At 58.7% G+C, this 18002-nt stretch carries 19 protein-coding genes; 11 read left to right on the top strand and 8 right to left on the bottom strand.

All coding sequences use genetic code 11. The annotated features are described in order from the left end of the window. Window positions 1-803, bottom strand: an 803-nt coding sequence (locus tag NV64_RS19460; protein WP_101506606.1) for a glycine C-acetyltransferase, incomplete at its 3' end; no start/stop codon positions are given. Window positions 804-1045: 242 nt separating this feature from the next. On the opposite strand from NV64_RS19460, the gene rfaD reads away from it, so the two are divergent. The 5 genes from rfaD to NV64_RS19435 all read left to right on the top strand — a co-directional run bounded on the left by rfaD (window position 1046) and on the right by NV64_RS19435 (window position 6253). Further along, window positions 1046-1978, top strand: a complete 933-nt coding sequence (gene rfaD, locus NV64_RS19455) for an ADP-glyceromanno-heptose 6-epimerase (RefSeq protein ID WP_056233745.1) — start codon at window positions 1046-1048, stop codon at window positions 1976-1978. A gap of 16 nt (window positions 1979-1994) precedes the next feature. Continuing rightward, window positions 1995-3041 (top strand): ADP-heptose--LPS heptosyltransferase RfaF, encoded by a 1047-nt coding sequence (gene rfaF / locus NV64_RS19450; RefSeq protein ID WP_101506605.1) that lies wholly within the window; start codon window positions 1995-1997, stop codon window positions 3039-3041. Then, window positions 3042-4013, top strand: a complete 972-nt coding sequence (gene rfaC / locus NV64_RS19445; protein WP_101506604.1) for a lipopolysaccharide heptosyltransferase RfaC — start codon at window positions 3042-3044, stop codon at window positions 4011-4013. Between the two features lie 169 nt (window positions 4014-4182). Further along, on the top strand, window positions 4183-5079 hold the full coding sequence (locus NV64_RS19440) for a hypothetical protein (RefSeq protein ID WP_056233607.1): 897 nt from the start codon (window positions 4183-4185) through the stop codon (window positions 5077-5079). After that, the gene (locus NV64_RS19435; protein WP_101506603.1) at window positions 5069-6253 is read left to right on the top strand and encodes an O-antigen ligase; all 1185 of its coding nucleotides are present in this window, start codon (window positions 5069-5071) and stop codon (window positions 6251-6253) included. Before NV64_RS19440 ends, NV64_RS19435 begins: the two co-directional genes overlap by 11 nt. Before the next feature lie 2 nt (window positions 6254-6255). Here NV64_RS19435 and NV64_RS19430 read toward each other — a convergent pair whose 3' ends face one another. Both NV64_RS19430 and NV64_RS19425 read right to left on the bottom strand, forming a co-directional pair. Beyond that, window positions 6256-7320, bottom strand: a complete 1065-nt coding sequence (locus NV64_RS19430) for a glycosyltransferase family 9 protein (protein ID WP_101506602.1) — start codon at window positions 7318-7320, stop codon at window positions 6256-6258. Next, window positions 7307-8281, bottom strand: a complete 975-nt coding sequence (locus tag NV64_RS19425; RefSeq protein ID WP_101506601.1) for a polysaccharide deacetylase family protein — start codon at window positions 8279-8281, stop codon at window positions 7307-7309. The genes NV64_RS19430 and NV64_RS19425 overlap by 14 nt, the downstream gene beginning before the upstream one ends. Window positions 8282-8441: 160 nt before the next feature. Between NV64_RS19425 and rfaQ the strand changes: the two genes are divergently transcribed. Genes rfaQ through NV64_RS19410 form a run of 3 tightly spaced genes read left to right on the top strand, consistent with a single transcriptional unit; the run spans window position 8442 to window position 11740 of the window. Beyond that, window positions 8442-9515: a putative lipopolysaccharide heptosyltransferase III gene (gene rfaQ, locus NV64_RS19420; RefSeq protein ID WP_056233600.1), complete on the top strand. Its 1074-nt coding sequence runs from the start codon at window positions 8442-8444 to the stop codon at window positions 9513-9515. Then, window positions 9512-10639 carry a glycosyltransferase family 4 protein gene (locus NV64_RS19415; protein ID WP_056233599.1) on the top strand — a complete coding sequence of 376 codons (1128 nt, stop codon included), beginning with the start codon at window positions 9512-9514 and terminating at the stop codon, window positions 10637-10639. Before rfaQ ends, NV64_RS19415 begins: the two co-directional genes overlap by 4 nt. Before the next feature lie 3 nt (window positions 10640-10642). Further along, complete coding sequence (locus NV64_RS19410; RefSeq protein ID WP_056233597.1) at window positions 10643-11740, top strand: glycosyltransferase; 1098 nt, start codon at window positions 10643-10645, stop codon at window positions 11738-11740. Here the strand turns inward: NV64_RS19410 and NV64_RS19405 are convergent. Further along, on the bottom strand, window positions 11670-12746 hold the full coding sequence (locus NV64_RS19405; protein ID WP_101506600.1) for a glycosyltransferase family 9 protein: 1077 nt from the start codon (window positions 12744-12746) through the stop codon (window positions 11670-11672). The two genes, NV64_RS19410 and NV64_RS19405, sit on opposite strands and share 71 nt — an antisense overlap. A 341-nt stretch (window positions 12747-13087) precedes the next feature. On the opposite strand from NV64_RS19405, the gene waaA reads away from it, so the two are divergent. From waaA to coaD, 3 genes are read left to right on the top strand one after another with little or no spacing between them, the layout of a single operon-like run. Further along, entirely contained in the window at window positions 13088-14362 is a 1275-nt protein-coding gene (gene waaA, locus NV64_RS19400) for a lipid IV(A) 3-deoxy-D-manno-octulosonic acid transferase (RefSeq protein ID WP_056233596.1), read from the top strand. A 1-nt stretch (window position 14363) separates the two neighbouring features. Further along, window positions 14364-15140 carry a glycosyltransferase family 2 protein gene (locus tag NV64_RS19395; RefSeq protein WP_101506599.1) on the top strand — a complete coding sequence of 259 codons (777 nt, stop codon included), beginning with the start codon at window positions 14364-14366 and terminating at the stop codon, window positions 15138-15140. Further along, the gene (coaD, locus tag NV64_RS19390) at window positions 15137-15613 is read left to right on the top strand and encodes a pantetheine-phosphate adenylyltransferase (protein ID WP_056233592.1); all 477 of its coding nucleotides are present in this window, start codon (window positions 15137-15139) and stop codon (window positions 15611-15613) included. The genes NV64_RS19395 and coaD overlap by 4 nt, the downstream gene beginning before the upstream one ends. A gap of 73 nt (window positions 15614-15686) precedes the next feature. Here coaD and mutM read toward each other — a convergent pair whose 3' ends face one another. The 4 genes from mutM to radC form a co-directional block, all read right to left on the bottom strand. Beyond that, window positions 15687-16496, bottom strand: a complete 810-nt coding sequence (gene mutM / locus NV64_RS19385) for a bifunctional DNA-formamidopyrimidine glycosylase/DNA-(apurinic or apyrimidinic site) lyase (protein WP_101506598.1) — start codon at window positions 16494-16496, stop codon at window positions 15687-15689. Between the two features lie 102 nt (window positions 16497-16598). Beyond that, on the bottom strand, window positions 16599-16766 hold the full coding sequence (rpmG, locus tag NV64_RS19380; RefSeq protein WP_001051798.1) for a 50S ribosomal protein L33: 168 nt from the start codon (window positions 16764-16766) through the stop codon (window positions 16599-16601). A gap of 16 nt (window positions 16767-16782) precedes the next feature. Further along, window positions 16783-17019: a 50S ribosomal protein L28 gene (gene rpmB, locus NV64_RS19375; protein ID WP_056233588.1), complete on the bottom strand. Its 237-nt coding sequence runs from the start codon at window positions 17017-17019 to the stop codon at window positions 16783-16785. 287 nt (window positions 17020-17306) lie between these two features. Next, a complete protein-coding gene (radC, locus tag NV64_RS19370; protein WP_056233586.1) occupies window positions 17307-17978 on the bottom strand; it encodes a DNA repair protein RadC in 672 nt (223 codons plus the stop codon). Window positions 17979-18002 lie beyond the last annotated feature (24 nt).

Below are 18002 nucleotides of genomic sequence, written 5' to 3'. Positions count from 1 at the left end.
GAGCGCTGGCGCAGCCACTCCACCACCTCGCGCTTTGCGGCGGTATAGCCGCCGGAGGCGCCGCCCAGCGCTTTGCCCAGCGTGCCGGTGATAATGTCCACCCGCCCCATCACCTCACAGTATTCATGGCTGCCGCGCCCGCCGGCACCGACAAAGCCGACCGCATGGGAGTCGTCGACCATCACCAGCGCCTGCCAGCGATCGGCAAGGTCACAGATGCCGCGCAGGTTGGCAATCACCCCGTCCATCGAGAACACCCCGTCGGTGGCGATCAGAATATGGCGGGCACCCGCTTCGCGCGCCTGGCGCAGGCAGCTTTCCAGCTCCGCCATATCGTTGTTGGCGTAGCGGTAACGCTGCGCCTTGCACAGACGAATACCGTCAATAATCGAGGCGTGGTTCAGCGCGTCTGAGATCACCGCATCTTCCGGACCAAGCAGCGTCTCAAACAGGCCGCCGTTGGCGTCAAAGCAGGAGGAGTAGAGGATGGCATCGTCCATGCCGAGGAAGCCGGCCAGCTGCTTTTCCAGCGCACGATGGCGATCCTGGGTACCGCAGATAAAACGCACCGAGGCCATGCCAAAACCCTGGCCGTCGAGGCCGGCTTTCGCCGCGGCGATCAGCGACGGGTGGTTGGCCAGCCCGAGGTAGTTATTGGCGCACAGGTTCAGCACCTCGCTGCCGTCCGCCAGCTCAATCGTCGCCTGCTGCGGGCCGACGATCTGCCGTTCCGTTTTGAACAACCCCTCTTCTTCCGTTTCGCGCAGCTGCTGCTTAAGCTGTTGATAGAAATCCTGCTTCATGATTATCCTCCGGCTGGTGCATTTGATAATACGGACATCTGAGAATAAAGCAGTTAGCCGGATAACCGATCAACGCGATCTGTTTTTTGCCGCACATCTCACGGAAAATAACCGGACGGGTAACGGCACCGGTGACAACTTCAGTTACAGACTCCTCTGGCTGCCTGCACAGCGCTGAAGTGTTATGATAGAAGCATTAGCGCGTCAGCATCCTGCGACGCCCCCACTTAAGGCCAATGCTCATGATTATCGTCACCGGTGGTGCCGGATTTATTGGAAGCAACATCGTCAAGGCGCTGAACGCCAAAGGTCACACCGATATTCTGGTAGTCGACAACCTGAAAGACGGCACCAAGTTCGCTAACCTGGTCGACCTGGATATCGCCGACTACATGGACAAGGAAGACTTTCTGATCGCTATCCTCGCCGATGAAGACTTTGGCGATGTGGAAGCGGTGTTCCATGAAGGTGCCTGTTCGTCTACCACCGAGTGGGACGGCAAGTACATGATGGAAAACAACTATCAGTACTCGAAAGAGCTGCTGCACTACTGCCTTGAGCACCAGATCCCGTTCCTTTACGCCTCCTCCGCCGCCACCTACGGCGGTCGCAACGCCGACTTTATCGAAGAGCGCCAGTTTGAAGAGCCGCTGAACGTTTATGGCTACTCCAAGATGCTGTTTGACCACTACGTCCGCAGCATCCTGCCGGAAGCCGAATCGCCGGTATGTGGCTTCCGCTACTTCAACGTTTACGGCCCGCGCGAAGGCCACAAAGGCAGCATGGCCAGCGTGGCGTTCCACCTCAATACCCAGCTGAACAACGGCGAGAACCCGAAACTGTTTGAAGGCAGCGACGGCTTTAAGCGCGACTTCGTCTACGTGGAAGACGTGGCGGCGGTCAACCTGTGGTTCTGGGAAAACGGCGTTTCCGGCATCTTCAACTGTGGCTCCGGCCGCGCCGAGTCCTTCCAGCAGGTGGCCGATGCCGCGCTGAACTACCACCAGAAAGGGGCGATCGAATACATCCCGTTCCCGGAAAAACTCAAAGGCCGCTACCAGGCCTACACGCTGGCCGACCAGACCAAACTGCGCGCAGCGGGCTACGACAAGCCGTTTAAAACCGTGGCGGAAGGCGTGGCGGAGTATATGGCCTGGCTGAACCGCAACGCGTAACGGGACGATCCGGGTCATGAAAATTCTGGTTATCGGCCCGTCATGGGTCGGCGATATGATGATGTCGCAGAGCCTGTATCGCACGCTGAAAGTGCAGCACCCTGACGCGACGATCGACGTGATGGCGCCAGCCTGGTGCCGTCCGCTGCTGTCGCGCATGCCGGAAGTGAGCAACGCGCTGGCGATGCCGCTGGGGCACGGTGCGCTGGCGATCGGCGAACGTCGCCGGCTTGGGCAGCAGCTGCGCGGTGCCGGCTATGACCGCGCGTACGTGCTGCCGAACTCGTTTAAGTCAGCGCTGGTGCCGTTCTTTGCCGCGATCCCCCGGCGTACAGGCTGGCGCGGAGAGATGCGCTACGGCCTGCTCAACGACCTGCGGGTGCTGGATAAAGCGGCCTTCCCGCTGATGGTGCAGCGCTACGTGGCGCTGGGCTACCCGAAAGGCAGCATCACCCGCGCCAGCGATCTGCCGCAGCCGCTGCTGTGGCCAAAGCTGCAGGTGCAGGAGGCGGAGAAGCAGGCCACCGTGGCCGCCTTCAGTCTGAACAGCGGGCGACCGCTGATCGGCTTCTGTCCGGGGGCAGAGTTTGGCCCGGCCAAGCGCTGGCCGCACTACCACTATGCCAGCCTGGCGCAGCAGCTGATCGACCAGGGACACCAGATCGTGCTGTTCGGCTCGGCCAAAGACCATGAAACCGGGCAACAGATTCTGGCCACGCTGAGCGAAGAGCGCCGCCAGCACTGCCGCAATCTGGCCGGGGAGACCCAGCTGGAGCAGGCGGTGATCCTGCTGGCGGCCTGCCAGGCGGTGGTCAGCAATGACTCCGGCCTGATGCATATCGCCGCTGCGCTGGAGCGTCCGCTGGTGGCGCTGTACGGGCCAAGCAGCCCGGACTTCACGCCGCCGCTGTCCGAACACGCCCGGGTGATCAGGCTGATCACCGGCTATCACAAAGTCCGCAAAGGGGATGCCGCCGAAGGTTATCACCAGAGCCTGATCGACATCACGCCGGAACGGGTGATCGCCGAGCTGGCCACGCTTTGCCCGACGCCAGGAGTTTGAATGCGGGTTCTGATTATTAAAACGTCCTCGATGGGGGACGTGCTGCACACGCTGCCCGCCTTAACCGACGCTATGCAGGCGATACCCGGTATCCGTTTCGACTGGGTGGTGGAAGAGGGCTTCGCACAGATCCCCGCCTGGCATCCGGCGGTGGATAAAGTGCTGCCGGTAGCGATTCGCCGCTGGCGTAAACACTGGTTTGGCAGCCAGGTTCGCGAGGAGCGCGTGGTGTTTAAACGCGAGCTGCAGTCGCGCGAGTATGATGTGGTTATCGATGCCCAGGGCCTGATCAAGAGCGCGGCGCTGGTGACGCGCCTGGCGCACGGCGTCAAGCACGGCCCCGACAGCCGCAGCGCGCGTGAGCCGTTTGCCAGCTGGTGGTACGACCGCCGCCATGAGATCGCGAAGGCCAGGCACGCGGTGGAGCGCACCCGTGAGCTGTTTGCCAAAAGCCTCGGTTACCCGTTACCGGCCACCCCCGGCGACTATGCTATCGCCCGCCACTTCACCGCGGAGTTACCCGCCGACGCCGGTCAGTATCTGGTGTTTCTGCACGCCACCACGCGGGATAACAAACACTGGCCGGAGAGCCACTGGCGTGACCTGATCGCACTGGTACAGCCCACCGGCCTGCGCATCCGGCTGCCCTGGGGTGCCCCGCACGAAGAGCAGCGGGCGCTGCGGCTGGCCGACGGTTTTGACCACGTCGAGGTGCTGCCAAAGCTGACGCTGGAGCAGGTGGCGCTGCAGCTGGCCGGCGCACGCGGCGTGGTCTCGGTCGACACCGGCTTAAGCCACCTCACCGCCGCGTTAGCACGGCCGAACATCACCCTGTACGGCCCGACCGATCCGGGGCTGATTGGCGGCTATGGGGAGAATCAGTATGTTCTCAAATCGCCAGCCTCCGGTGAGATGGCCGCTATTCAGGCGTCTGTCGTATTTGAAAAACTGGAATCTCTGCTGCAGGTATAAAACAGCACATATTCAGGAGCACTGCGAAAAAAGCGATGGCACAGTGGCCATCGTTAAAGCGACCTCCCCGAAAATCGGGCTGACCGGCGTGCTGCCCACTCAATAAGCAGATAAATTTCTGTAGTCAGATTGTGTTTGCACCTGAACCAGTAAGGAACTGAGATCGGTTATGGGAACTTTTTTTAAACAAATTTATCGATATACCCGCCCACGCAGCTATCGACATAATGAAAATTTGTGGCCTTATGTCAAAATTACCCGCGCGGCGGAAGGTCATATCCAGTCTTTCAAACTGCGCGGTCACAATATTCCCCTGGTCGATCTCTCAGAGCTCAAGGGAAAATTCAGTGGCGACCTGCTGTTAGTCGCTTCTGGTCCTTCCGTTAACGATACCGACTTCTCGCCACTGGTCACTATGCCAGCGATGGGCGTAAATGGTGCCTGGTTTTTACACAAGGTGCTGGATTTCAGCCTGTATGTCATAGTCGATATGACGTTCATCGATCAGAGACTGTCTTTGGTAAAAGAAATCGTCGGTCGTCCCGAGGTGCTGTTATTTACTACTATCAACGGTATCATGAAAATAGTACATCATTTTGGGATTGATGCCCTACGCTGTCGTCTGGCGGTGGTAGAAGATGCCTGCTTCAGGGTATATCAACCTAAAATTCAAAGCAGTGAAATATATCAGACCTGTCATGATAAAAGCCACATTAGCTTTAGTCCGAAAAACAATAACATTGCCTTCAGCAATGATATCAGAGAAGGTATATTTGATGCCGCCACTGTTGTTTACTGGTCTTTGCAAATCGTGAAATTCATGGGGTTCTCTCGGGTGATCATCGCAGGACTGGATATGAACAATTTCCATCGCCCCAGATTTTATGAGAATGATAAAGACCGCTCCCCAAGCTTTCTTGAAAGTCAATTTTCCGTTCTGATTGAGCCAGCATTCTCCCTCGCCAGTTCAATCTTTAAAGAAGATAAAATTCAGGTTTTAAACCTTTCGCAAAACAGCGCCCTGAGTGATGAAATTTTTAAAAAGGTCACAAGTCATGACATTTGAAAACAACAAATACTTAGTCAAAACCACCATACTGACTTATATGGCATTTGTTTTTTCCCTTCCGCTGTTGAGTGGAGAATTTCGATCGTCTGTTTTATTCTATCTTTCATTCACTCTTCTTCTGGTTACACTTCTCTCCCATAAAATACTGCGGGAAAGAATATTCAGTCAACGAGAATTTAATACCGGAATCATACTGTTAGCGTCCTTTCTTGTCTGGTTTTCATTGAGTAACCTGTGGGGATCCGATCCCTCCAATATTTTATCAACGTTAAAGCACAGCCTCTATCTTTTAGGTTTCGTTCTGCTCTTTCGACTATCATGTTTGCATGGTCACAAGAACATTGTTTTGTCACTGTTTTTTTTAGCCACTGTCATCCTCTGTGTGCTGATATTTATCTATGTTGATAAAGCCAACATCGTCTCCGGCAGGCTGGATAGGGTATTAATTAATCAGCCATCAAATGTGATTGATCTGGGGGGTTACTTTAGCCTTAGCATAATCTGTGGCTTTATTCTTATTCGTGATACGGGAAAAAAATGGATTTTTTTACCAATCGCACTGCTTTTTTTAGGCCTGTTATTTACCCAAAGCCGTGGACCTTTATTCTCCCTGCTGCTGGCCTGCGCACCGTTATTAACGTTGCTCCGCCGTACGCATCTTAGTTACCTGTTAATGGGTGCCTTGACTATCGGAGTACTGGCTCTCATCCTTTTTCTCAGCAACTATGATAATACGCTAACCGCGCGTCTTGCCTCCACATATCAACAAAGTTTCATTCGCATAGGTATCTGGCGGGATGCCTGGGACTTGTTTTTACAAAAGCCGTGGATGGGATGGGGGTTTGATAAGGAACTCGACTTTGTAAATCAGATTGGTGAGCGCGTTCATACCACCCACAGTATCTACTTTGGAACGTTACTGAAAGGTGGGAGCCTTGGCATGGCGTTGATGCTTTCCGTAGTGGGTTACTCGCTGTATATGGGATGGCAACATATCAAGATAAACCAGGCGCTGGAGGCTTCAATGATTGTGTTCTCGCTAATATTTTACACCAGCCAGGGAATGTTTATTCTGGGTAATCCTGGCGAGTCATGGTTTCTGTTCTGGTTCCCGATTGCAGTGGTACTCAGCCTGCCTGTTAAAGGGCAGCCTGCGCCTGACCGCCCCTGATATCATTTCTTCGCCAGTGTTGTTACATGAATGCAGACATCGTCAGCCTCAATGAGTTGCAGAGGCTGACGGATCTCCCCCGGGATATCATCAACCCTGAGCGTTATGTGGCGCTCGCGATCCTGATAAGGCCCCGTATGTTCGGGTTCTGCGCTGGCATACAGACTAACCGTCGACGTTTTTAACGCCACGGCGAGGTGTAAAGGCCCGGTATCTCCTGTTACCAGGACGTCCAGCCCGTCAATGACCGTCAACAGTTCAGTCAGCGAGGTTTTACCGATAAGGATTTCAGTCTGCGCTGCCACACTTTCACTGGCAAGCTCCATAAATTGCCCGGCAAGCGGCATATCTTTCGCACCGCCGATCAGCACTATCCTGTAGCCTGATGCCGTCAGCCGGTTAGCCAGTTCAACAAAGCGTGCTACAGGCCAGCAGCGCATGGATTCTGATGCCCCCATCTGGAAACCAATACGTTTTGATAGGTCCTGCGGAGCCCGGTTAAAATGAACAGGAATGCGCATTGACGGATCCTTTGTTTCGCAACCCAGGATGCTCAGAAGGTTCAGCTTTCGCTGGATCAGGTGCCCGTCAAAAGGTGCTGAATATGCATTTATCCAGCTATTTAACTCTGAGCTGTCGACCAGATAGTTATCGCGAATAATATAGCGACTGCCCGACAACACGGCACATAAAATATCATAGGGCATGTACGAGTGGAGGATCACCGTCAGCTGGGGCCTGAAACGTCTCAGAGAACGGATCAATGCATGGCAATTTCTGACCTTATTATCCCAGTAGAACACCTGATTAAACCACTCACTTCCCTCAACAAGAGGCCGGTTTTTTTCACTGGAAACCAGCGCAAATGATGCGCCGGGATAACGCAGCTTCAGCGCATGGATGGCAGGGGTGTTAAACATCAGATCGCCCAACGCGGTGGTCGAATAAATGACGATGCGTTCAAACTCCAGCGAAGGATCGAGAGCCTTGTGCTTTTCTAATTTACGTGCAAAAAAATGATAGATCGTTAACAGATAACCGATCCATTTTACCTTACTTTTTTTCATGGCTTTCACGTGATTTTTGTTGGTAATAGTCCGTTAACGTCATTCCCACGCAGCGTTCCTGCAGATAACTGAACAATTGCTCAAGATTGTCATAAAGGGCGTCAATGTCCGCTGCGGTTTTAAAGGTCGGGCTGCCGCCGGGCATAAATTCAGAGGAGTGCAGCATAAATTCCACGTAGTCGCTGCCCCCCGCCAGGGTTTTATCCACCACGCCGAGCATCTGCTGCAGATTGCCACGCGACGGGCGCAGCCAGTGCACCGACGGGCTGCGGCGCTTGCCGCGCAGGCGATCCCAGCCCTGCTTTACGCCGTTCATCAGCGATGAATGCTTATACTGGATGCTCATCGGCACCTCCAGCAGCGGCGAGTTACCCGCACGGGAGATATCCTGCGGGTCGATAAACCACGGGCGATCGGGGAAGTGCTGATAGTTGGTGCCGCCCGCCCCCTGCGGTGCCCCCGGCGAAAACTGCCAGTTGACGCGCGGCGTCACCGAGCAGTCCACCTGATACCCCTGTTCGATCAGCAGGCGGGCATAATAGGCGTTAAACGCCCAGCGGCCGGCGCGGTGGCTGCGCATTTTCACCTGCAGCGTCTGCTCCAGCAGGTCGGTCATAAAGCTGACCTTCTCTTTAATGACCGCTTCCGGGTACTCAATCAGGTAGGGTTTGTGCCGCCAGTCATCGCCGGTCAGGTCATGCTGCGGCGGGCTGTTCCACGCGTGCAGGTGCATGCCGATTTCGCCGCTGTCGCGGGCGATCACGTCACGGGCAAACTCAACGTAGGCCGGGTCGATCGCCATCTCGTAGTTGGTCAGCCAGACAGGCTTGAAGGTAAATCGCTCACACAGCTGCTGAAAGCGCGGCAGAAAACGGGTGTTTTCCGTGGCAATCCGATCGTGATTTTGCCAAAGATTATCGCCTTCGGTATCGATTGTGATGATAAACGCGGGCTTTGCCATTTCCATTCCTGTCTGCCGGATAATCAGTGCGCTATGTTACGTAGCGGGCAGTGAAAGCGCAAAGGTAATTGTACCCCGGGCCGGCAGCGGGTCGCGAGGCTGGTCACGCCCCGGTGACTGCTTTAGAATCATCAGCTGGTTTGTCTATTAGCGATAACGCATGAAACCTCTGGATCTGCCGATTTCACTGCCCCAGGCCCCGCGCATCCTGGTGATTAAATTCCGCCATCATGGCGATATGCTGCTGACCACGCCGGTCATCCACTCGCTGAAGGCGGCCTGGCCGGCGGCACACATCGACGTGCTGCTGTATGAAGAGACGCGGCCGATGCTCGCCAGCCACCCGGACATCCGCCACATTTATGCCATCGACCGCCGCTGGAAAAAGCAGGGCGTGCGCTATCAGATCGGCCAGGAGTGGCGGCTGATGAAAACGCTGCGTAACCAGCGGTATGACCTGGTGGTCAACCTCGCCGATCAGTGGCGCAGCGCCGTGATTACCCGCTTTACCGGCGCGGCCGTGCGGCTGGGCTTTGATTTTCCCAAGCGTCGTGGCGCGCTCTGGTCCCGCTGCCATACCCGGCTGGTGCCCACCGAGGGTCACGGCCAGTTACACACCGTCGAACAGAATCTCGCCCTGCTGGCCCCGCTGGCCCTGCCCACCGTTCAGGCGCACGTGGCGATGCATTACGCCCCTGCCGATCGCCAGGCGGTGCGCCAGCTGCTGGGCGACGTACGGGACTATATTGTGGTGCAGCCGACCTCACGCTGGTTCTTCAAATGCTGGAGCGACGACAAGTTCGCCGCCGCCCTGCAGGCGCTGCAGGACGACGGTCACCACCTGGTGCTGACCTCGGGGCCCGATGCGCGCGAGCAGGAGATGGTCGCCTCGATTATTGGCCGCCTGCGCAGCCGCGACGGCGTGACCTCGCTGGCCGGCCAGCTGACGCTGCCGCAGCTGGCGGCAGCGATCGATGATGCCCGGCTGTTTATCGGCGTCGACTCGGTGCCGATGCATATGGCCGCCGCGCTGCAGACGCCGTGCGTGGCGCTGTTTGGCCCCTCTAAGCTGGTATTCTGGCGGCCGTGGCAGGTTAACGGCGAGGTGATCTGGGCCGGAGATTATGCCGCGCTGCCGGATCCGGATGCGGTCAATACCGGCACCGGTGAACGCTATCTGGACGCCATTCCGGTGGATGTGGTGGTGGCTGCGGCACGGAGGGCGCTGGTATGAAGCCGATCAGGCTGGCAATTGTCCGCCAGAAATACCGCCCGGACGGCGGTGCCGAACGTTTTATCTCCCGCGCGCTGCAGGCGCTGGACCAGCACGCGCTCGATCTCAACGTCATCACCCGCGAGTGGCAGGGGGAGCGCCAGCCGGACTGGCATCTGCATATCTGTAACCCGGCCAAATGGGGGCGCATCAGCCGCGAACGCGGCTTTGCCCGCGCGGCGCGGGAGCTGTGGCAGCGCGAGCAGTTTGATATCGTGCAGAGCCATGAACGCATCGCCGGCTGCGACATCTACCGCGCCGGTGACGGCGTGCATCAGCGCTGGCTGGAGCTGCGATCCCAACTGCTTCCCGCATGGCGGCGGGCGTTGCTGCAGAACGATCGCTATCACCGCTACGTGATGGCGGCCGAGCGGGAGATGTATCAGGCCCCCGAGCTGAAAGCGGTGATCTGCAACGCAGAGATGGTCAAACAGGAGATTATCGAGCGCTTTGGCGTCGCCAGCGAACGTATTCACGTGATCTACAACGCCATCAACACCGCACAGTTTACCCCGGCAGACGATGCCACCCGCGCCGCGCTGCGCCAGAGGATGTCGCTGCCGCTGACGGCCAGCGTGCTGATTTACGTCGGCTCCGGCTTCGAGCGCAAGGGGCTTGCCGCGGCGATACGCGCCGTGGCCGGCACCGATCGTTATCTGCTGGTGGTCGGTAAAGATAAGGCCGAAAAACAGTATCGGGCGCTGGCCAGCCAGCTGGGCTGCGCCGACCGCATCCGCTTCGTCGGCATGCAGGCGGACACCCTGCCCTGGTATCAGGCGGCCGACGGCCTGCTGCTGCCGACGCTGTACGACCCGTTCCCTAACGTGATCCTTGAAGCGATGGCCTGCGGCCTGCCGGTGATCACCTCGACCACCTGCGGCGGAGCCGAATTTATTCAGCCCGGCGTCAACGGCTACGTCTGTGGCGCACACGACGTGGCCGCGCTGCGCGAGGCGGTGATGGCGCTACCGCAGCAGGCCACCGACAGCGCAATGGCGCTGGCCGCCCGCGAGCGCGTGCTGGCATCCACCCCGCAGCGGCTCTCTGCACAGCTGGTTGCGCTCTATCAACATATTCTGAGATAACCGATGCGCGTTCTAATGATTATTGACGGCCTGCCCGGCGGCGGCGCGGAGAAAGTGGTGCTGACGCTGTGTGAAGGCATGCAGAAGCTCGGCCATCAGGTGAGCCTGTTCTCGCTGCGTGACGTCTGCAACTACGCCCTGCCACCGGGCATTGACTATCAGGTGGTAGAGGCGCACAGCAGTGCGCCGTGGCGTAAGCTGACCGAGCTTTCCCGCCGCGCTGCCGCGCTCGACAACGCCATCGCCGCCGCTGAAAGCCAGGCGGGCGCCTTCGATCTGATCTTCTCACACCTGCATAAAACCGACCGCATCGTCGCGCGTTGCCGCACCATTGCACCGCAAAAACTGTGGTTCTGCATTCACGGCATCCTGTCGACCTCCTACCTTGGCCACCGCCGGGGGCTGAACCGCTGGTTCAAACGGCAGAAGATCGCGCGTATTTATCAGGGGAAAAATATTGTTGCCGTCTCCGCCGCGGCGGCGGACGATCTGCCCGCACAGCTCGGCATCACCCCTGCCCGGCTGGCGGTGATTAACAACCCGTTTGATATTGCCGCAATCCTGCAGCAGGCGGCCGAGCCGCTGGCGGTGGCCGGGGAAGCGTATCTGGTTCACGTCGGCCGCTTTCATCCGCACAAACGCCATGACCGGCTGCTGGCGGCCTACGCGGCGTCCGGCATTCAGGCCAGCCTGGTGCTGGTCGGTACCGGGGACGAGCAGCGTATCGCCGGGGTGAAAGCGCAGGCGAAAGCGCTGGGTATTGATGACCGGGTGATTTTCGCCGGTTTTCAGGCTAACCCCTATCCGATCATCAAACATGCCCGCCTGCTGATCCTCAGCTCGGACAGCGAAGGCTTCGGTAACGTGCTGGTGGAGGCGCTGCTGTGCGGCACGCCGGTGGTCAGCACCCGTTGTCCGGGTGGGCCGGCGGAGATCCTGCAGCAGGCGGGGCTGAGCCAGGCGCTGGCCGAACTGAACGTGGCGTCGCTGGCGGAGACGATGGCGGCGATCTACGCGTCGCCACCGGTCATCAATAGCCAGCCGCTAATGGCGTACGATATTCAGCCCATCTGTCAGCAGTATCTGGCGCTGGGGCGCTGAAGGACTGCAGCTGTGTCCAGACCTGCTCGACGCTGACGTCGGCACACTCGCCCGAGGCGGTCTGCATTATGCGGTACTCACCTGACCACGGATGCCATGCCTTCGGGTCAGTATCGCCAAACAGCACCACCTGACGACGATTCACCGCGGCGGCCAGATGCATCTGCCCGCCGTCGCTGCACAGCAGCGTATCGCAGTGTTCAAACGCCGCCACCAGCTCACGTACCGACGCGGTCGGGCACAGCGCGACCCGCGTGCTGTCGCAGGCGGCCAGCACCTGCTCCGCCCGGTGCTGGTCACCGACGTCATCCGGTGCCAGCGTGCCCTGTGGCGACCAGAAGATCAGCACCCGGCCCTGGTTCACCGCCAGGTGCCGCTGAATAATCGCCACGTAGCGCTCCAGCGGCCAGCGGCGTTTTTCGCTGCGGCTGCTGATATGCACGCCGAGCAGCGGCCCGTCGGCCGGAAGGCGGGTAGCCAGGTTGGCCTGTGCCTGCTGACGCTCCTGCGCGGTCAGCCAGATGCGCACCGGCGGAATAGCGGGCGGCATTGTGGTCAGCGCAGAGAGGTAGCTGAAGGTGCGCTCTACCTGATGGAGGCCGTTGAAATTCTCAGCGCGAAACGGCACGTGGATCCCCCGGTCGCCGGTATCCGCGCCGATAATTTTTTTCACACCGACCAGCTTCGCCAGCCGCAGGCTGTACTTACAGGGGGTCGGATTAGCGAGGATGGCGACATCAAACGGGATGCGGCGCAGCTGCAGCAAAATTTTCATGCGTGCCAGATAGACGCTCAGCTTGCTTTCACCCCGGCTGCGGTGCTTCGCCTTACGGTAGACAAAGGTCTGATTGATATGCGGATTGTGGAGGACGACATCCTGACTCACGGTGTTAATTAACAGGCAGATGTGCGCATCGGGAAATGTCGTCTTAATGCCTTCGATCAGCGGTGTGGTACAAACTAAATCACCGATATTGTCACGGCGAATAATCAAAATATTTTTCATCACTGGCCTGCTAACTGGGCATATGTCGGGGTGGTGACAGCATCGCCAGCGTGCCCCGACGGGGCGTGGCGATGAACGATGCTGCTGACACTATGACAGCCAATTCGCACTAATTGCACATTAAAGATAAGAAATTTCTCACCAGACAAAAAACTTAACCCTAACGTCTTGATATGTCATGGTACCTTTCCTCTGCAGGCCAGTCCCCTCACCGCCGCAGCTACCGCCATGCAACCGGGAAGTGGTGCAGTACAAGTTACTTATCTGCTAACATGCCGTATTATTTCTCTTTTTCGGCATTCTTCGGACGCAAGTCTCTGCTCACCTGAAAAAACAATGTGATGACGACCCTTTATACCGTTTTGCTGTATCTCATCCAGCCCCTGATCTGGCTTCGTCTCTGGTTACGCGGCCGGAAAGCACCGGCTTATCGTAAGCGCTGGGCGGAGCGTTACGGCTTCTGCACCGGTAAGGTCAAACCGGATGGGATCCTGCTGCACTCGGTTTCCGTGGGTGAAACGCTGGCGGCTATTCCGCTGGTGCGCGCGCTGCGCCACCGCTACCCGCATCTGCCGATTGTGGTCACCACTATGACCCCCACCGGATCGGAGCGGGCCAGCTCGGCGTTTGGTAAAGACGTGCATCACGTTTATCTGCCCTATGACCTGCCGGGCGCGATGAACCGTTTCCTTGATACCGTCAACCCGCGGCTGGTGATCATTATGGAAACCGAGCTGTGGCCGAATATGATCACCCTGCTGCACGCGCGTAAAATACCGCTGGTGATTGCCAACGCCCGCCTGTCTGAACGCTCGGCGAAGGGTTATCAGAAAATTGGCAAATTCATGAAGCGCCTGCTGCAGCGCATTACCCTGATCGCGGCGCAGAATCAGGAAGACGGTGAGCGCTTTATCGGCCTGGGCCTGAAACGTTCCCAGCTGGCGGTGACCGGCAGCCTGAAGTTTGATATCTCCGTCACCCCGGAACTGGCCGCCCGCGCGGTCACCCTGCGCCGCCAGTGGGCGCCGCACCGTCAGGTGTGGATTGCCACCAGCACCCATGAAGGGGAAGAGAGCATTATTCTGGACGCGCACCGCAAACTGCTGGCACGCTTCCCGACCCTGCTGCTGATCCTGGTGCCGCGCCACCCGGAACGTTTTGCTACCGCCAGCAGCCTGGCGCAGAAAGGCGGCTTCACCTACACGCTGCGCAGCAGCGGGGAGATCCCGTCTGCCACCACCCAGGTGGTGATTGGCGATACCATGGGCGAGCTGATGCTGCTGTACGGCATTGCCGACCTGGCGTTTGTCGGCGGCAGCCTGGTCGAGCGCGGCGGCCACAATCCGCTGGAGCCCGCCGCCCACGCCATTCCGGTGCTGATGGGGCCGCACACCTTCAACTTCAAAGACATCTGCGCCCGCCTGCAGCAGGCGGATGGCCTGATCACCGTCACGGATGCCGACTCGCTGGATAAAGAGATCGGCACCCTGCTGACCGATGAAGATTACCGCCTGTATCACGGCCGCCACGCGGTGGACGTGCTGCATCAGAACCAGGGCGCGCTGCAGCGGCTGCTGCACCTGCTGGAACCTCATCTGCCACAGCGGAACCACTAACATGAGCCAACGTCAGAAACTGTCGGTGGTGCTGATTGCCAAAGATGCGGCTGACCTGCTCCCCGAGTGCCTGGAGTCGGTCAGCTGGGCCGATGAGATCGTGCTGCTGGACTCCGGCAGCCACGACGGCACGCCGGAGATCGCCGCCCGCCACGGCGCCGCGGTGTATCACGCCAGCGAGTGGCACGGTTACGGCAAACAGCGCCAGCTGGCACAGAGCTACGCCAGCCATCCGTGGGTCCTGATGCTTGACTGCGACGAACGGGTGACGCCCGCGCTGCGCGAGGAGATTGAACAGGCGCTGATGCTGCCGGCGGCAGAGACCGTCTACAGCCTGCCGCGCCGCAACCTGTTCCTCGGCCGCTTTATGCGCCACAGCGGCTGGTATCCGGATCGCGTTACGCGTCTCTATCCGCGCCACTACCAGTACAATGACCACCAGGTGCATGAGTCGCTGACGACGGCGGGCGCACGGGTGGTGGCGCTTAAGGGCGATCTGCTGCACCTTACCTGCCGTGATTTCTCCGCCTTCCAGTGGAAGCAGTTCGCCTACGCCGAGGCCTGGGCAAAGCAGCGCCACCAGCAGGGCAGGCGCTGTGGCATCGCGTCAATTTTCGGCCATACAGCCGGTGCATTTCTGAAAACGCTGGTGCTGCGCGCCGGTTTTCTTGACGGTAAACAGGGCTGGCTGCTGGCAGTAGTCAACGCCCAGTACACCTTTAATAAATACACCGCCCTCTGGGCACTCAATCATGCATCCAGGAACGGCAGACTATGAGCACCAAAGCCATCTACCCCGGCACCTTCGATCCGCTGACTAACGGCCACCTGGATATCGTCACCCGCGCTGCCCTGATGTTCGACCATATCGTGCTGGCGGTCGCCGCCAGCCCGAGCAAGAAGCCGCTGTTTTCGCTGGACGAGCGCGTGGCGCTGGCCACGGAGGTCACCGCCCATCTGGACAACGTGGAAGTGATTGGTTTTAGCGACCTGATGGCCAACTTCGCCCGCGAACAGCAGGCCAACGTGCTGGTGCGCGGGCTGCGGGCGGTGTCTGACTTTGAGTATGAGATGCAGCTGGCGCAGATGAACCGTCACCTGCTGCCGACGCTGGAAAGCGTATTCCTGATGCCCTCCGGACAGTACTCTTTTGTTTCATCAACGCTGATGAAAGAGGTGGCCCGCCACGGCGGCGAGGTGCAGGCGTTTCTGCCCGCACCGGTCTGGCAGGCGCTGATGGCGAAGCTCTGACTGACGCATGTATCAGGCTCGGCCGGCGAAACGCTGACCGGCTCAGGCCCCACGGTTTATCGCGCGTGGCGCGCTAGCGCTGGCACTGCGGGCACCAGAAGGTGCTGCGCTGTGCATGCTTCGCACTGACTATCAGGCTGCCGCACGCGCGGCACGGCTCCCCCGCCCGGCCATACACCTGCAACTGCTGGGCAAAGTAGCCCGGCTTACCGTCGCTCTGCAGGAAGTCGCGCAGCGTGGTGCCGCCCTGCTCGATGGAGCGCAGCAGCACCGCTTTGATGGTGCTGACCAGCAGCCCGCACTCGGCTTCATCCAGCGAACCCGCCTGACGATCGGGCAGGATCCCGGCAACAAACAGCGATTCGCTGGCGTAAATATTCCCCACCCCCACCACCAGCCGGTTATCCATCAGCCAGGGTTTCACCGGCGTACGCTTGCCACGAGACTTATCAAACAGGTAAGATGCGGTAAAGGCGTCGCTGAGCGGCTCGGGGCCGAGGTGCGACAGCACCGGGCTGACGGCCAGATCGCTGCACCACAGCCAGGCGCCGAAGCGGCGGGGATCGGTGTAACGCAGCACCTTGCCGTTGCTCATCACCAGGTCGACATGGTCATGCTTCGCCGGCGGCTGCTCCTCCGCCAGCACGCGAAGGCTGCCGGACATCCCCAGATGAATGATAATCCAGCCCGCGGGCAGCTCCAGCAGCAGGTACTTCGCCCGACGCTGCACGCTGAGCACCGGCTGGTCGCTGAGCGCATGAATTTCATTCGAGACCGGCCAGCGCAGGCGGCCGTTACGGACCACGGCGTGCAGGATCGTGGCACCCACAAGGTGCGGCTCAATCCCGCGCCGGCTGGTTTCAACCTCAGGTAATTCTGGCATTGTCACCTCCGCGGCGAAGCCCGTCAGGCAGCCCGCTGCTGTATGGAATCTGAAAACAAAAAAACCCGGCCGAAGCCGGGTTTTTTCATCAACTAAGAGTAATTACTTAATCTTAGCTTCTTTGTAGATCACGTGCTGGCGGACAACTGGATCGAATTTCTTCAGTTCCAGTTTTTCCGGCTTAGTACGTTTGTTCTTCGTGGTGGTATAGAAGTGACCTGTACCAGCAGAAGAAACCAGCTTGATCTTCTCACGAATACCTTTAGCCATGTTTCAATTCCTTAACTTAGTACTTCTCACCGCGGGCACGCAGATCGGCCAGGACCGTCTCAATACCCTTCTTATCAATTACGCGCATGCCATTGGCAGATACACGCAGTGTAACGAAGCGCTTCTCGCTCTCGATCCAGAAACGGTGAGAGTGCAGGTTCGGCAGGAAACGGCGTTTCGTCGCGTTCATTGCGTGGGAACGGTTGTTACCGGTCACCGGACGCTTGCCAGTTACTTGGCAGACTCGTGACATGTCTATTCTCCAAAAATCAAATCAGCTCGAGCTTTAAAAATAAGGTTTTGGCCGCCTCGTCAGACTTAAAAGCCCATCCAGGCGAGTTCTATGTGAACCCGCTGAGCAGGCCCAAACGCCAAACCCGAGATTCTCAAAGGTGGCATAGTATACGCCCTGTAGCGCGAGTGCTCAAGTCCCGAACAGATAAAGATCCCTCAGGATCGCGGGAAAATATCCTGTTTGCATGCGAAATGGCCGGTCAGCCCCCGTTTTTCGGCGGTAACCCCCCGCCAGGCAGAGGGGAACTACAGCCAGCCACGTTCGGCAAAGGAGACATACTGACCGTGACCGATCACCATATGGTCCAGCACGCGGATATCCATCAGGGAGCAGGCGCGAACAATCTGCGCGGTGATATCACGGTCGGCCTGGCTGGGTTCAGCCACGCCGGACGGGTGATTATGCGCCAGAATAATCGCCGCCGCATTGCGTTTCAGCGCTTCACGCACGATTTCCCGCGGGTGGACCTCCACGCTGTTGATGGTGCCGCTGAACATCTCACTAACGTGGATCACCCGGTGCTGGTTATCGAAAAACACCACCTGGAAGATTTCACGCTCCTGCTGCGCCAGCGAGCCCTGCAGAAAGTCGAGCAGTTGTCGGGTGCTGGTCACCGAACGCTTCGCGATGGCGTCGCGGCAGCTGAAACAGCGCCGCGCCAGCTCGGCCACCGCATTAAGCTGGGCAAACTTGGCGGCCCCCACGCCGCTGCCCTCGCGGAACTCGGCCCGCGAGGCGTTCATCAGTTGATAGAGTGAGCCGAACTCGGCCATCAGTTGCTGGGCCAGCTTCATCACGTGCCGACCGCGGATCCCGGTACGTAAAAAAATCGCCAACAGCTCACAGTCGCTGAGCGTTTCCACGCCGTGCGCGATCAGTTTTTCGCGCGGTGCCATACCATTCCAGTTGTTATCCATTCGCCACCTCTGCTTCCTCAGTGG

The organism is Erwinia sp. B116, from assembly GCF_002865965.1.
Taxonomy (GTDB): domain Bacteria; phylum Pseudomonadota; class Gammaproteobacteria; order Enterobacterales; family Enterobacteriaceae; genus Erwinia.
This window is presented reverse-complemented; position numbering and strand designations above follow the sequence as displayed.

Bases quoted from the DNA above. Each gene is read 5' to 3' on its own strand.
- NV64_RS19440 (WP_056233607.1), top strand. From the start codon at position 4,183: ATGGGAACTTTTTTTAAACAAATTTATCGATATACCCGCCCACGCAGC.
- coaD (WP_056233592.1), top strand. From the start codon at position 15,137: ATGAGCACCAAAGCCATCTACCCCGGCACCTTCGATCCGCTGACTAAC.
- mutM (WP_101506598.1), bottom strand. From the start codon at position 16,496: ATGCCAGAATTACCTGAGGTTGAAACCAGCCGGCGCGGGATTGAGCCG.
- NV64_RS19430 (WP_101506602.1), bottom strand. From the start codon at position 7,320: ATGAAAAAAAGTAAGGTAAAATGGATCGGTTATCTGTTAACGATCTAT.
- rfaD (WP_056233745.1), top strand. From the start codon at position 1,046: ATGATTATCGTCACCGGTGGTGCCGGATTTATTGGAAGCAACATCGTC.
- waaA (WP_056233596.1), top strand. From the start codon at position 13,088: ATGACGACCCTTTATACCGTTTTGCTGTATCTCATCCAGCCCCTGATC.
- rfaC (WP_101506604.1), top strand. From the start codon at position 3,042: ATGCGGGTTCTGATTATTAAAACGTCCTCGATGGGGGACGTGCTGCAC.
- NV64_RS19425 (WP_101506601.1), bottom strand. From the start codon at position 8,281: ATGGCAAAGCCCGCGTTTATCATCACAATCGATACCGAAGGCGATAAT.
- NV64_RS19410 (WP_056233597.1), top strand. From the start codon at position 10,643: ATGCGCGTTCTAATGATTATTGACGGCCTGCCCGGCGGCGGCGCGGAG.
- rpmG (WP_001051798.1), bottom strand. From the start codon at position 16,766: ATGGCTAAAGGTATTCGTGAGAAGATCAAGCTGGTTTCTTCTGCTGGT.
- rpmB (WP_056233588.1), bottom strand. From the start codon at position 17,019: ATGTCACGAGTCTGCCAAGTAACTGGCAAGCGTCCGGTGACCGGTAAC.
- NV64_RS19435 (WP_101506603.1), top strand. From the start codon at position 5,069: ATGACATTTGAAAACAACAAATACTTAGTCAAAACCACCATACTGACT.
- NV64_RS19415 (WP_056233599.1), top strand. From the start codon at position 9,512: ATGAAGCCGATCAGGCTGGCAATTGTCCGCCAGAAATACCGCCCGGAC.
- NV64_RS19395 (WP_101506599.1), top strand. From the start codon at position 14,364: ATGAGCCAACGTCAGAAACTGTCGGTGGTGCTGATTGCCAAAGATGCG.
- radC (WP_056233586.1), bottom strand. From the start codon at position 17,978: ATGGATAACAACTGGAATGGTATGGCACCGCGCGAAAAACTGATCGCG.
- rfaQ (WP_056233600.1), top strand. From the start codon at position 8,442: ATGAAACCTCTGGATCTGCCGATTTCACTGCCCCAGGCCCCGCGCATC.
- NV64_RS19405 (WP_101506600.1), bottom strand. From the start codon at position 12,746: ATGAAAAATATTTTGATTATTCGCCGTGACAATATCGGTGATTTAGTT.
- rfaF (WP_101506605.1), top strand. From the start codon at position 1,995: ATGAAAATTCTGGTTATCGGCCCGTCATGGGTCGGCGATATGATGATG.